The sequence below is a fragment of the Stutzerimonas stutzeri genome (assembly GCF_024448935.1).
Classification (GTDB): domain Bacteria; phylum Pseudomonadota; class Gammaproteobacteria; order Pseudomonadales; family Pseudomonadaceae; genus Stutzerimonas; species Stutzerimonas stutzeri_AO.
Genome location: NZ_JAMOIE010000034.1, coordinates 1 through 12,940, shown reverse-complemented (window position 1 = coordinate 12,940; position 12,940 = coordinate 1). Strand labels below are relative to the sequence as shown.

General features: G+C 66.6%; 12 protein-coding genes. 11 read left to right on the top strand and 1 reads right to left on the bottom strand.

The genetic code is table 11. The features are described from left to right. Window positions 1–160 precede the first annotated feature (160 nt). From fdhF to NA637_RS11570, 10 genes are all read left to right on the top strand, one after another. A complete protein-coding gene (gene fdhF / locus NA637_RS11615) occupies window positions 161–3,124 on the top strand; it encodes a formate dehydrogenase subunit alpha (protein WP_256072393.1) in 2,964 nt (987 codons plus the stop codon). Next, a complete protein-coding gene (locus NA637_RS11610) occupies window positions 3,124–3,606 on the top strand; it encodes a DUF1641 domain-containing protein (protein ID WP_256072392.1) in 483 nt (160 codons plus the stop codon). Before fdhF ends, NA637_RS11610 begins: the two co-directional genes overlap by 1 nt. 259 nt (window positions 3,607–3,865) lie before the next feature. Further along, the gene (locus NA637_RS11605) at window positions 3,866–4,207 is read left to right on the top strand and encodes an NADH-quinone oxidoreductase subunit A (RefSeq protein ID WP_256072391.1); all 342 of its coding nucleotides are present in this window, start codon (window positions 3,866–3,868) and stop codon (window positions 4,205–4,207) included. Next, a complete protein-coding gene (locus tag NA637_RS11600) occupies window positions 4,198–5,481 on the top strand; it encodes a hypothetical protein (RefSeq protein ID WP_256072390.1) in 1,284 nt (427 codons plus the stop codon). The genes NA637_RS11605 and NA637_RS11600 overlap by 10 nt, the downstream gene beginning before the upstream one ends. Next, window positions 5,475–6,398 (top strand): complex I subunit 1 family protein, encoded by a 924-nt coding sequence (locus NA637_RS11595; protein ID WP_256072389.1) that lies wholly within the window; start codon window positions 5,475–5,477, stop codon window positions 6,396–6,398. The genes NA637_RS11600 and NA637_RS11595 overlap by 7 nt, the downstream gene beginning before the upstream one ends. Next, window positions 6,398–7,012, top strand: coding sequence for an NADH-quinone oxidoreductase subunit J (locus NA637_RS11590; RefSeq protein ID WP_256072388.1), 615 nt, complete (start codon window positions 6,398–6,400; stop codon window positions 7,010–7,012). The genes NA637_RS11595 and NA637_RS11590 overlap by 1 nt, the downstream gene beginning before the upstream one ends. A 21-nt stretch (window positions 7,013–7,033) precedes the next feature. Continuing rightward, window positions 7,034–7,339 (top strand): NADH-quinone oxidoreductase subunit NuoK, encoded by a 306-nt coding sequence (nuoK, locus tag NA637_RS11585; protein ID WP_256072387.1) that lies wholly within the window; start codon window positions 7,034–7,036, stop codon window positions 7,337–7,339. Beyond that, the gene (locus NA637_RS11580; RefSeq protein ID WP_256072386.1) at window positions 7,339–9,273 is read left to right on the top strand and encodes an NADH-quinone oxidoreductase subunit L; all 1,935 of its coding nucleotides are present in this window, start codon (window positions 7,339–7,341) and stop codon (window positions 9,271–9,273) included. The genes nuoK and NA637_RS11580 overlap by 1 nt, the downstream gene beginning before the upstream one ends. Continuing rightward, window positions 9,270–10,757 (top strand): complex I subunit 4 family protein, encoded by a 1,488-nt coding sequence (locus NA637_RS11575; protein ID WP_256072385.1) that lies wholly within the window; start codon window positions 9,270–9,272, stop codon window positions 10,755–10,757. The genes NA637_RS11580 and NA637_RS11575 overlap by 4 nt, the downstream gene beginning before the upstream one ends. Next, on the top strand, window positions 10,757–12,166 hold the full coding sequence (locus tag NA637_RS11570; protein ID WP_256072384.1) for an NADH-quinone oxidoreductase subunit N: 1,410 nt from the start codon (window positions 10,757–10,759) through the stop codon (window positions 12,164–12,166). Before NA637_RS11575 ends, NA637_RS11570 begins: the two co-directional genes overlap by 1 nt. Window positions 12,167–12,252: 86 nt before the next feature. Here the strand turns inward: NA637_RS11570 and NA637_RS11565 are convergent, their stop codons facing one another. Then, on the bottom strand, window positions 12,253–12,504 hold the full coding sequence (locus NA637_RS11565; RefSeq protein WP_256072419.1) for a YkgJ family cysteine cluster protein: 252 nt from the start codon (window positions 12,502–12,504) through the stop codon (window positions 12,253–12,255). A 108-nt stretch (window positions 12,505–12,612) separates the two neighbouring features. Between NA637_RS11565 and NA637_RS11560 the strand changes: the two genes are divergently transcribed. Continuing rightward, a complete protein-coding gene (locus tag NA637_RS11560; RefSeq protein ID WP_256072383.1) occupies window positions 12,613–12,894 on the top strand; it encodes a pyrimidine/purine nucleoside phosphorylase in 282 nt (93 codons plus the stop codon). Window positions 12,895–12,940: the final 46 nt, after the last annotated feature.

Here is a 12,940-nt window from a genome sequence, read left to right as displayed (position 1 = left end):
AAGGGAACATTTGCGCAAGCCGATCAGTCAGCTATGGACAATCATTTTCCGGAGCCACCCTTGACTTTGCGCTAGAGGGCAGGCGTTCGGCAGGAGCCGCCGGGCCGGCACCAGGCCGGGATGCCATCCGCACCGATCCGACGACAAAAACGGAGGCCTGATGAGCAACTGCACGATCCACTTCGACGGCAAGCCACTGAACGGTGAAGCCGACACCCCGTTGATTGATTTCCTGGCGAACCATGACATCGACCTGCCCCACGTCTGCTACCACCGCGCGCTGGGCTCCCCGCAAACCTGCGACGTCTGCTGGGTGCGGGTCGACGGCGAGCTGGTGCGCGGCTGCACCCTGAGGGCCCGCGAGGGGCTCGAGGTCACCAGCGAAATCGCCGAGGCCAGGGCAGCCCGCGAGGAAGGCATGGACCGGCTGCTCGCCAAGCACGAGCTGTATTGCACGGTATGCGAGCACAACACCGGCGACTGCACGCTGCACAATACCTATGCGCAAATGGATATCCCAATCCAGCGCTACGAATTCAAGCGCAAGCCATATGAAAAGGACCACTCGAACCCCTTCTACACCTACGATCCGGACCAGTGCATCCTCTGCGGCCGCTGCGTCGAGGCCTGCCAGAACGTCGAGGTCAACGAGACGCTGTCCATCGACTTCACCATGGACCACCCGCGCGTGCTCTGGGACGGCGGCAAACCGATCGACGAGTCGAGCTGCGTCAGCTGCGGCCATTGCGTCACCGTCTGCCCCTGCAACGCCCTGCTGGAAAAGACCATGCAGCCCGACGCCGGCCCGTTCACGGCGCTGCCGCAGGACGTCAAGCGGCCGCTGATCGACATGGTCAAGAAGCTCGAAGAAACCATCGGCGCGCGGCCGATCACTGGCGTGTCGATGCTGGACATGCACTGGCGTCAGCCGGAGATCAAGCGCACCAAGACCGTCTGCACCTACTGCGGGGTCGGCTGTTCGTTCGAGATGTGGACTCGCGACCGGCATATTCTCAAGGTGCAGCCAGTGGTCGATGCGCCGGCCAACGGCATCTCCACCTGCATCAAGGGCAAGTTCGCCTGGGACTTCGTCAACGACCCCAAACGCCTGACCACGCCGCTGATCCGCGACAACGGCAGGTTTCGCGAGGCCAGCTGGGACGAAGCGCTGGAGCTGGTCGCCCAGCGCCTGCTGCAGATCCGCGATAGCCATGGCCCGGACAGCATCGGCTTCATCGGCTCGAGCAAAGCCAGCAACGAAGAGGCCTACCTCACGCAGAAAATCGCCCGCGCGATCATCGGCACCAACAGCGTCGACAACTCCTCGCGCTACTGCCAGAACCCGGCGACCAAGGGGCTGTTCCGCACCGTCGGCTACGGCGGCGACTCGGGCACCATCGAAGACATGGAAAAGGCCGAGCTGATCGTGCTGGTCGGCAGCAACCTGTCCGAGAACCACCCGGTGATCGCCTCCAAGCTCAAGGCGCAGAAGAAGCACCGCGGGCAGAAGTGGGTGGTGTTCGACCCGCGCCGGCACGAGATGGCCGAGCGCGCCGATATCCACCTGCGGCCCAATTTCAGCACCGACCTCGTCTGGGCCTCGGCGTTGTCGCGCTACATGTTCGAGCACGGCTATGCCGACACCGAATTCCTCGACGCGCGGGTCAACCAGGTCGAGGAATACAGGCAGTCGCTGGAGCCGTTCACCATGGACTTCGCCGCGGAAGTCACCGGCATCGACAAGCAGAAACTGATCGAGGCCGCCGAGCTGATCGGCCGGGCAGACTCGGTCTGTCTGCTGTGGGCCATGGGCATCACCCAGCACAGCCACGGCTCGGACACCAGCACCGCGCTGTCCAACCTGTTGCTGGTCACCGGCAACTATGGCCGGCCCGGCACCGGCGGCTATCCGATGCGTGGCCATAACAACGTGCAGGGCGCCAGCGATTTCGGCTGCCTGAAGAACATGTACCCCGGCTACGAACAGGTCACCGAGGAAAACAACCGCGACAAGTGGGCCGAGGCCTGGGGCGTGCCGAAGGAGAAATTGTCGCTGGAAAAAGGCAACGACAACTTCACCATGGTCCAAGGCGCCGACGAGGGCTCGGTCAAGGCAATGTTCATCATCGGCGAGGAAACCGCCTTCTCCGACGCCGACAGCAAGAACGTGCACAGCGGCTTCGAAAGCCTCGACTTCATGGTAGTGCAGGACATCTTCATGAGCCGCACCGCCGAGTTCGCCGACGTGGTGCTGCCGGCCGCACCCTCGGTGGAAAAGGACGGCACCTTCACCAATACCGAACGGCGCATCCAGCGCTTCCATCAGGTGCTGCCGCCGCTGGGCAACAGCCGCCCGGACTGGCAGATCCTCACCGAGCTGGCAAGGCGCATGGGGCATGACTGGGGTTACAGCCACCCCAGCCAGATCATGGATGAGGTGGCCGGCATCGCCACGATGTTTCACGGCATCAGCTATGAGCGACTGGAGGGCTGGCAGTCGCTGTTCTGGCCCATGCAGGCCGACGGCAGCGATACGCCGCTGCTGTACACCGAGCGATTCCACACCGATGACGGCAAGGCCGTGCTGTTCCCGCTGGAATGGAAGCAGCCGGCCGAAGCGGCGGATGCCGACTACGACCTGATGCTCGACAACGGGCGCATGCTCGAACAGTTCCAGGGCACCAACCAGACCGGCCGCGGCCCGCGCATCTGGTCGCAGGCGCCGAACTGGTTCGTCGAAGTCAGTCCGGAGCTGGCGGCCGAGCGCGGCATCCAGGACGGCACCTGGGTGCGGATCAGCTCGCGGCGCGGCGCGATAAAGGTCCGCGCCACCGTCACCGAACGGGTCGCCGGCAAGACGCTGTTCATGCCCATCCACCAGGGCAAGCCAGGCCTCAACCTGCTCACCGGCGAGCATCACGATCCCGACGTGAACACACCCGCCTACAAGGAGACCGCGGTACGGCTGGAGGTGCTGGGCGAGAGAGGCCAGCCGCCGCTGCCGCCGAACAGCTTCCGCAACGCCAAGCGCACACCCACCGAAGGCGTACCCGTGGAGGTGAAGTGGCAGCGCGAAGATTATGTCGCCCCGCCGGCCCGAGCCCCGCACCCGGAGAGATTCTGATGGCCGAACGATTGAACTACGAGGTCAAGCCGACCCCGATTGGCCCCAGCGCCCAGGAAGAACTCGATACCCTGCTGGAAACCCTGCACCAGCGCGGCGTGCTGCGCTTGGCCAATGACCTGGCCGGTTCGCACGACCGCCTGTTGAAAGTCCTGGTCGACGGCATGAGCAAGGAAGGTTCGCTCAATGCCATCCAGAACCTGTCGATCCTCGGCATGGCGCTGTCGCGCATCGAGCCGGCGCAGTTCTACAAGATCGTGTTTGCCTTCCAGTCTGCTTTCGGTGCCGTGAGCCGTTACAAGCCGGACGACAAGCACGACGAAGCGCCCGGTGTAACCGGCGCCTACAAGATGCTGCATGACGACGAGCTGTGGGCGGCGCTGACGCCGATCATCGAAGGCCTGAAGACCTTCGCCAGCGGGCTCGACAAGGAGGCGGAAAAGCCGATCACTGCCTTCAGCGGCAAGCAGACGGAGCAGTAGCCGCCTCTGGGGTCCGGCGCGCGCAAGCGAGCTTACAGCATTGTAATCAGGCGAGCCGGAACCCCTGGAAACACACGGCAGTCCCAAAAATAGGGCCCGCTGGAAACATCGCGTCTAAGCGCCCGGCTCAGCTGACCTGAACGCGAACAGGGTGGCGGCACTGCCATGGCGCCGCTGTCTGCGCGGTGCACCCAGGCGACCCCAGGCGGTAGCTGAGCGCCCCGCTTCGTCCGTTTACCGACCGAGGAGCGCGCTGCCCATGGAATTGCTGACACTCTCGATCATCGTGCTGGTCATGCTGGCAGCCGGCCTGGCCCTGCAGCGGCCCTGGCAGAGGCACCTGCCGCCCTGGCCACAGCGCGCACCGTTCCTTGGCGGTGGCCAGCCGGACAGCCACGCCTGGAGTCGCTTCCACGTCCGTTACTACCCGATGACGCTGCTGCTGATCGCCTTCGAGATGGAGATGATGTTCATGTATCCCTGGGCGGTGGTCTACGTCGCCGAAGGGGCCAAGGCGATGATGGAGATGGGCATGTTTCTCGCCATCCTCTCGGTCGGCATCGTCTATGCCTGGCGCGAAGGGGTGTTCCGGTGGCAGTGACCTTTTTGCAGCGCCTGGCGGCCGGCCGTCCGGCGCCGGTCTTCGTGGTCTCTGGCATGGCCGGCGCCGGGGCGCGCAACGCCCTGTTGCTCGACCCGCGCATCGACGTGGTGGACTCGCCTCGGCACGCCACGATCCTGCTGGTGGCCGGCGGTGTGCCAGCGGACCAGCACCAGGCGCTGCGCAGGCTGCACGCCCAGCTGCCGCGACCAGCCGCCACCCTGTGGTATCGCAGCGATCCGCTGACCGAGCTGGACCATGCACGGCGCATCGACCGGCTCGACGATCTCCCAGCCGAAGCCATACGCCTGCACCGTGCATTGATTGACGGCAGCACACCGGGCGATCCCGATCTGCTGCCCGATCAGCCGCCGCATCCCTGGCAAGGCAAGGGCATGCACGGCCAGGGTGGCGAAGGGATGATGGGCGGCGTGCCCTACGGGCGGCCGATGGCCATGGCGATGATGCAGGACCTGCGCGACGGGCTGCAGCTGGACTCGCTCTCGTTCACGCTGGGGCCGTTCTACCCGGCCCTGCCCCCGGGTTTGCAGCTGAAGCTGACCCTGCAGGGCAACCTGCTGCAGAAGGCGATGATCGAGTCCAGCGCGTACCCGGTGCACCTGTCGCCGTTGTTCTTCGAGGCGCTGAAGCGGCCGGTGCCTATTGCGGCGCTGGAAATCGAGCGGGCCCGCTATCACCTGCATCGCCTGGCGCACCTGATGCGGCTTGCAGGGCTCTCATCGCTGGCGCAGCGCACCTTGCTCGATGCCGTCCGGCTACAGCCGGGCGCGCGGCTGCCGGATCTGCATCGGCGGGTGACGCGCAGTGGGCTGCTGCACAGCATCGACGCAGGGCTGGGCCAGCTCGACCTGCAGCAGGCGCGCATGCTCGGCGGTGTGGCCTGGCGCGCAGCGGGCATGCCCAGCGACGCCCGATCGGAGGACCCGAGCTACGTCCGGATCGGCTTCAAGCCGCTCACGCGCGAAGGCAGCGACATTCGCGCCCGGCTCTGCCAGCTGGTCGCGGAGATCACCCAGGCACTGGCGCTTGCCGCCGCTGCAGACCAGGCCGGGCTGCAGACAGGCAACACCGAGCGTGTCGAGACCCCCAGAGGCGAGCTGACAGCGGAGCAGCGACCGGCCGATGCCAGCCACCTGCTGATGGGCCTGCTGCCTGGCCTGGAATGGAGCCAGGCGCTGTTGCTGATCGCCAGCCTGGACATCGCTGCGCTCTCGCCCTATCCGATGGCGCAGCAGGAGGCCGGGTCATGCTGAACGAGGTGTTCCTGCCCCTGTTGCTCGTGTGCCTGACGCTGGTGCTCGGTCCCTATCTGCTGGCGGTGATCGACCGCGCCATCGCCGCCGGCATCGAGCGCCGTGCCGTCGCCAATCCCTGGCTGGCACCGCTGCAGCACGGCGCATGGCTGTTCCTGCAATCGCGCAACCACACCGAGCGACCGGACAGCCTCAACTGGCAGCTGGCACCGGCGGCCTATCTCGCGCTGGCCGCAGCCGGGCTGGCCGTGGTGCCCTGGTCGGCCACGCTGATCCCGACGGACATCAGCACCGGGCTGGTGCTGTGGGGCGCGGTGGAGGCGCTGGCCACGGTGGTGATCTTTCTGCATGGCTGGTCGGCCAACGCCCTGCTGCCGCTGATCGGCGCCTATCGCTACGTGGCGCTGGGGCTGTCCTACATCCTGATCAGCATGTTCGTGCTGATCGGCGTGGCACTGCCGGCCGAGTCGCTGCGGGCATCGGCCGTGGTCGAGTCGCAGCGCGAGCTGTGGAATGTGATCCGCCAACCGCTGGGGCTGCCGCTGTTTGTCATCGTCGGCCTGGGCGTGAGCTTCTGGGGCCCGCTGAATCTGGCCGATTCGGCCGATCTGGCCGGCGGCACCGAGGCCGAAATCAGCGGCCCGTCGCGGCTGGTCTGGCAATGGGCGCGACGGGCGATGCTGGTGGCCTTCAGCACCATGGCGGCCACTGCTTTTCTCGGCGGCTGGCTGGGCCCCTGGCTGCCCGGCCCAGTGTGGCTGGTCCTGAAAACCCTGGCGGTGATGGCGCTGCTGCTCTGGCTCGGGCGATCGCTGGCGCGCGTCTGGCCTGAGCGCCTGGTCACCCTGGCGTGGCTGCTGTTCCTGCCGCTGTCGTTCGTGGACCTGCTCTGGGCTGGCGTGGAGGCGCTGCGCTGATGCTTGTCGATAGCGTGTTCTTCATATGTGCAGCGGTGGCGCTGCTGGCCGCCTGGCGCGTGTTCTGCACCGACTCGATGATTCGCGCCTCGTTCCTGTTGCTGGCGTCGTTCATTGCGGTCGGGGTGATCATGTTGCTGCTGGCCGCCGAATATCTGGGCGTGGCGCTGTGGTTCATGATGGCGGTGGAAATGACCGTGATGGCGCTGTTCATGGTCATGTTCATGATGAACCCTGCCGGCCTGAACCCGATGAACATGGTGCACCAGCCGCGCATCGCCATCGCTGCCGGCGTGGCGGCCTTTCTGATCCTGGGCGCGGTTGCCTTCTTCTCCGATTTCGCCGGCACACCGGCACCTGCCGATCTGGACCCGGTGCATTCCCTGGGCGCAGAAATGCTCGGCCCCTCGATGCTGGTGTTCGAGTCCGCCGGCCTGGTACTGCTGGCGACCATGATCGGTGTGGTGGTGCTGTCCAGCCACCGCGGTCGTTATGGCGCATCGTCCGAAGGCTCGATGCCGCCGGGCCTGACTCCTGGCGGCGAACCGGCCGGCATGCCGCCCAAAGAGGATGACGACGACGAAGGAGGCCACAGCCATGCCCATCACCACTGACCCCTGGCGGGAGGATCGTCGATGACCCTGACCACCCTGCTGCTGCTTGCCGCCGGCCTGATCGGCATCGGCGTCTATGGCGCGCTGTCGCAACAATCCTTCGTCATGCTGATGATGGGCCTGGAGCTGATCCTCAATGGGGTGATGCTCGCTGCAGTGGCGTTCTGGGCCATGGTGGGCGGCGGCGTGCCCGAGGGCCAGTTGCTGACCATCATCGTGATGGCGGTGATGGCGATCGAGATGGCCATGGGCTTCGCCCTGGTGGTGGCCGTCTACCGGGCCAGGCAGGCCGACACCACCGAAGCGCTGGACGGGCTGAAACACTGATGCTCTGGCTCGTCCCGCTGCTCCCCCTGCTGGCCGCGCCGGTGCTTTACGGGCTGCTGCGGCGCGGTGGCGCGGCAGTGCTGGGCTGGGTCGGCGCCGCCATCGTCGCGGCGACTTTCCTGCTTGCGCTGGCCGCGGTGCTGGGCGACTGGAGCGGCAGCTACCGCTGGAGCGCACAGGTCGGGCTGGGCGTGGGCATCACGGCCGCCAGTGCGGTGTTCGCGCTGGTGGTGCCGCTTGTCGCCGCGCCGATCGTGCTGTACAGCGCCTATCACGAAGCGCAGGCGTCTTCCGGGCATTCGCTGGCGCGGCTGATCGCCCTGCTGCTGGCCTTCGTTGGCGCCATGCAGTTGCTGGTGTTGGCAAGCGATCTGCTCACCCTGCTGATCGCCTGGGAGCTGGTTGGCGCGCTGTCCTGGGCGCTGATCGCCCATCACTGGCCGAGCGAGCGTTCGGTGCGCGACGCGGCCTGGGCTTTCCTCGTAACCCGCTTCGGTGATCTCGGTCTGTACCTCGCCGCCGGCGCCGCCTTTGCCGGAACCGCCTCGTTCGATTTCGCCGGCCTTGGGCAACTCGATGGCATGCCCTTGCAGGTGTTCGTCGGCGGCATCGTGCTGGCGTGCGCCGCCAAGTCCGCACAGTTGCCCTTCTCGCCCTGGCTGTTTGCCGCCATGTCCGGCCCGGCGCCGGTTTCTGCGCTGCTGCATGCGGCAACCATGGTCGCAGCCGGCGTCTACCTGATCATCCGCCTGCACCCGGTGCTGGATGGCGTCGCCTGGTTCGCGCCCGTGGCCATGGCGTTGGGATTGGCGACCGCCATCTGCGGCGGCATCGTTGCCAGCCTGCAGGGCCACGCGAAAAAGTTGCTGGCCGCCTCGACCTCGGCCCATTACGGCTTGATGTGGCTGGCGGTGGGCGCCGGCTTTCCCGGGGCTGCGCTGCTGCATTTCGTCACCCATGCGTTTTTCAAGGCCGGGCTGTTTCTTGCCGCCGGCATCGCCGAGCACCAGGTCGGCAGCTATGCGTTGGGCACAATGCGCCTGGGCCGCCAGCTGCCCGGTGTCGCCCTGGCCGCGCTGGCCTGCAGCCTGGCGCTGGCCGGCGTGCCGCCATCGGGCGGTGCCTGGAGCAAGGAGCAGCTGATCGCCGCCAGTGGCGATCGCGGCCCGGGGATCCTGCTCATCGCCCTGCTGGCCGGCGCGCTCAGCGCGCTCTATGCGACCCGTTTCCAATGGCTGGCGTTCGGCCCGGGCGGGCCCGCCGGTGATCGGCCGGGCCGGTCCCGGCATAGCGTCGCCGAACGCCTGGCGCTTTATTTTCTGGCCTTGGGCACGCTGGGCCTGGCGCTGCTCTGGTGGCCAGGCCTGGGCAAAGCGATCGCCGAGTCCTTGGGCTTCGTGCTGCCGCCGGGAAAGACCTGGGAAACCCTGCTGTCGTTGGCCTTCGTGGCGCTGGGCATCCTGCTCGCCGCCCTGGCGCTGGCGCGGCAATGGGGCAACCGCGACGAAGACAATCCTCGCCACGCCACGGCCAGCGACTGGCTGGGGATTCCGGCGTTGGCCTCGCGCGCTGCCAGTGGGTTGATGAATGCCAGCTGCGCGTTGGCGCGCTTTGACGATCACGTAGTGGACGCCGGCCTCCAGCGGATCGCGGGCTACACCAACCTTGCCGCGGCGCTGGGGCGCTTCGATGACCGCGCCGTGGATGGCGGCATCCGCCTGACCGCCCGCTTCGGCAACTGGCTGGCACGCACCGGCGATCGCAACGGCGAAGCGCTGTTCGACGGCTGCGCCATGTGGCTTGCGCGATTCACCGGCTGGCTCGGGGAAAAAGCGCGTCAACTGCAGAGCGGCCAGATGCACCACTACTACACCGCCATCGCCGCCGGCCTGGCGGCGGTGTTGGTGGTCCTCGCCATGGGAGACCTGCCTTGATCCTTACCGCCGCCATCGGCCTGCCCCTGGCGGGCGCGCTGACTCTCGCCGTCATCCCGCGCTGGCGCGAGGCCGCCGCGCGCCGGTTCGCCACCGCCGTCGCGCTGCTGTCGCTGCTGTGCCTGGTGCTTGCCTGGCGACGCTTCACGCCGGGCGGTGAACTGTTCCAGCTGGTGGAGGAAGTGCCCTGGGTGCCCGGCCTGGGCATGGCCTGGCGGCTGGGCGTGGATGGGATCGCCCTGGCCGTGGCGAGCATGAGCGCGCTGGTGTTCGTCGCCAGCATCATGTATCCGGTCGACACCCAGCATCGCGCCGGGCCCTACTACGCCTGGATGCTGTTCCTCCAGGGCGTGTCGCTGGGCGTCTTCCTCGCCCTCGATTTGTTGCTGTTCTATGTGTTCTTCGATCTGTCGCTGGTGGGCATGTTCTTTCTCATCGGCCGTTGGGGCCATGGCGATCGCCAGCGTTCGGCGCTGAAGTTCTTTCTCTATACCTTCTGCGGCTCGTTGCTGATGTTGCTGGCTTTTATCGGGCTGTATCTGTCGGTGACACCGCACAGCTTCGACATGCGCGTGCTGATCGCCGAACAGCCCATGGTCGGCTCGGCCATTCCGGCGGGGCTGGTGTTCCTGGGGCTGATGATCGGCCTGGCAATCAAGACGCCGCTGGTGCCCTTTCACACCTGGTTGCCGCAGGCACACGTCGATGCGCCGGCGCCGGCCTCGGCCATCCTCGCCGGCGTGCTGCTGAAGATGGGCACCTTCGGCATGCTGCGCATCCCTTTCGCGATGATGCGCGAGACCTTTGCCGCCTACGCCTGGGTGATCGCGCTGGTGGCGGTGATCTCGATCCTCTACGGCGCCTCGGTGGCGCTGGGCCAGCGCAACCTGAAGCGGCGGATCGCCTACACCTCGATCAACCACATGGGCTACACGGTACTGGGCATTGCAGTGGCCGGCGCGCTGCTCAGCGGCAGCGAAGCGGCACGGCAACTGGCGCTGGTGGGCGCCACCGTGGAAATGGTCGCGCACGGGCTGATCACCGGCAGCCTGTTCCTGATCTGCGGGTCGTTCTGGCAGCGCACCGGCGAATACGAGATGGCCCGGTTCGGCGGGCTGGCCAAGCGGGCACCGCTGCTCACCGGCTTTACGGTGCTCGCCGCCTTCGCCAGCCTCGGGCTGCCGGGACTGGCCGGTTTCGTCGCCGAATTCCACGTGTTTGCCGGCACCTTCTCGGTTTATCCGTGGCTGGCGGTCATCGGCATCTTTGGCATCCTGATCACCGCCGCGCTGTTCCTGCTGACCCTGCAACAGCTGTTCTTCGGCGAGCTGCCGGAGCAATGGAGCGGCTTTAGCGATCTCGCTGGCCGGGAAAAACTGGTGCTCGGCGCGCTGGCGGCGGCGTTTGTGGTCATTGGTATCGCCCCGCAATTCCTGCTTGGCATCATCGAAGCCAGCGCGGGCTGGCTGGTGGGCGCGCGCTGATGCCCGTCGGCGACCTGCTGCCGGAAATCTGCCTGCTGCTGGGCGCGGTGGCGATCGTGCTCACCTCATCGTTTCTGCCCCAGCAGCGCCTGGGATGGATGGCGCTGCTGGCGCTGCTGGCAATCGCCTGTTCGGCCGCTTCAGCGCTGATGCAGTGGGGCGGCCCCGCGCGGCTGACCTTCTCCGGCGTCTGGGCGCTGGACGAGCCAGCGATCGCAGCCAAGCTGATCATGCTTGCGGCCGGCGCCGTGGTGGTGGCCCTGTCGCCCGGCTGGTTCGCCACCGATCACCGCCATGGCGAGTTCTACGCCCTGCTGCTGTTCGCCCTGCTCGGCGTGATCATGCTCGCCTCGGCCAGCGACACGATGGAGCTGGTGGTCGGCATGCTGTTGTCCTCTGCCGCCAGTTATCCGCTGGCAGCATTTCACCGTGGCTTCGCTCCGGCCCTGGAGGCGGGGATGAAGTACTTCCTCGTCGCCGCGCTGACCAACACCCTGCTGTGCATCGGCGTGGTCTGGCTGTTCGGCCTGACCGGCAGCACCGGGTACCCGGAAATCTCGGCCCGCCTGGCACAAGGCGTCGACGGGCTGGCGCTACTGACCGCCACCGGCTGCATCGTGGTCGGGCTGAGCTTCAAGCTGGCGGCCTTTCCCGCCCACGCCTGGATGCCTGACGTGGCCCAGGCATCGCCCGCCCCGGCGGCGGCCTTTCTCACCGTCGTGCCCAAGGTGGGCGCGGCGATCGCATTGGCGCGGTTCCTGGCCCTGTTGCCCGCACCGCATCACCCGACGCTTCTGATCGCCCTGCTCGCCGCGGTCACCATGACCCTGGGCAACCTGGCCGCGTTGTGGCAGCAGGACGTCCGGCGCCTGCTGGGCTGGTCGGCGGTGGCGCAGTCCGGCTTCGCGCTCATGGCGGTTGCGGTCATGCCGACCAGCCCCGACGCGCGCACCTCGCTGCTGCTGTTCCTGGCGACCTATGCCATCGCGAACCTGGCCGCCTTCAGTGTCGTGATCGAGCTGCGCGGGCGCACAACCTTGAAGGACTATGCTGGCCTCGCTCGGTCAGCGCCGGGGCCAGCGCTGGTGTTGATCCTGGCGCTGCTGTCGCTGGTGGGCATCCCCCCGCTGATCGGCTTCTTTGGCAAGTTCATGCTCTACCGAACCACGCTGGAAGGCGGCCTCGGCTGGCTGGCGGTGGTCGCCGCGCTGAATACCGCCGTCTCGCTGTTCTATTACTTGCGAGTGGCCGGGACCGTGGTCTTCGGGCAGCCTGACGGCGCAGTGCATCGGCTCGGGCGTGCGACCAATGCGCTGGTCTGGCTCAGCGGTGCGTTGCTGTTGGCCGCCGGGCTCGCTGTGGAGCTGCTGGTTGACGCCCTGCAGAACGTCGGTAGCTTCGCCAGCTAGGCGGGCAACGCGCGCAGCGTAACAATCAGGCCGATTGCGCTGCAGTACGGCACCTACCCACCCAGGCGGGCCGGAGGTAGGCCAGCTCAGGCCGTCGCTTGCTCCAACCACCCGAGCAATCGAAGCGCATCTTCACGGCTCACTCCGCACGCTTCTTGATCGGCGTCGAACGCGGCGCAAACAGCCGGACGGGACGGAAGCCCAAACAGCCCGCACCGATTGCTCTCTGAAAGATGCACGCACCGCTCGCCCGCCGGTTTGCCAAACGGCATGCCAGGGATTGGCGAACTGATAGAGGGGGCAATACAGCAGGCTCCGCAACCGGGACGGCAATTCATTTCACGATCCAAAATGAGGCAGCATGGTTTGCCGCAATGCGTTCTGATGACGGCGTCCAGCGGCTTCGGCATACTGGCCGCCCTTTCCCCACCCTTAGAGATTTCCGCATGTTCAAGGTCAACGAGTACTTCGACGGCACCGTCAAATCCATCGCCTTCGACATGGCAGCTGGCCCCGCCACCATCGGCGTCATGGCGCCTGGCGAATTTGAGTTCGGCACCAACCAGTTGGAAGTCATGCACGTAGTCGCCGGCAGCCTCGACGTGAAACTGCCGGGCAGCGAAAACTACCAAACCTTCGGCGCTGGCAGCCAGTTCACCGTGCCGGCCAATAGCACGTTTCAGCTGAAGGTGGCCGAGGCGACTGCCTATTTGTGTGAGTACAGGTAAACGCGGTATGGCGATCGCTTTTCGTAGGATGGAATCGCCGGAACCC

Coding starts and splice junctions, on each gene's coding strand:
- fdhF (WP_256072393.1), top strand. CDS start 161: ATGAGCAACTGCACGATCCACTTCGACGGCAAGCCACTGAACGGTGAA.
- NA637_RS11610 (WP_256072392.1), top strand. CDS start 3,124: ATGGCCGAACGATTGAACTACGAGGTCAAGCCGACCCCGATTGGCCCC.
- NA637_RS11605 (WP_256072391.1), top strand. CDS start 3,866: ATGGAATTGCTGACACTCTCGATCATCGTGCTGGTCATGCTGGCAGCC.
- NA637_RS11595 (WP_256072389.1), top strand. CDS start 5,475: ATGCTGAACGAGGTGTTCCTGCCCCTGTTGCTCGTGTGCCTGACGCTG.
- NA637_RS11590 (WP_256072388.1), top strand. CDS start 6,398: ATGCTTGTCGATAGCGTGTTCTTCATATGTGCAGCGGTGGCGCTGCTG.
- nuoK (WP_256072387.1), top strand. CDS start 7,034: ATGACCCTGACCACCCTGCTGCTGCTTGCCGCCGGCCTGATCGGCATC.
- NA637_RS11580 (WP_256072386.1), top strand. CDS start 7,339: ATGCTCTGGCTCGTCCCGCTGCTCCCCCTGCTGGCCGCGCCGGTGCTT.
- NA637_RS11570 (WP_256072384.1), top strand. CDS start 10,757: ATGCCCGTCGGCGACCTGCTGCCGGAAATCTGCCTGCTGCTGGGCGCG.
- NA637_RS11565 (WP_256072419.1), bottom strand. CDS start 12,504: ATGAATTGCCGTCCCGGTTGCGGAGCCTGCTGTATTGCCCCCTCTATC.
- NA637_RS11560 (WP_256072383.1), top strand. CDS start 12,613: ATGTTCAAGGTCAACGAGTACTTCGACGGCACCGTCAAATCCATCGCC.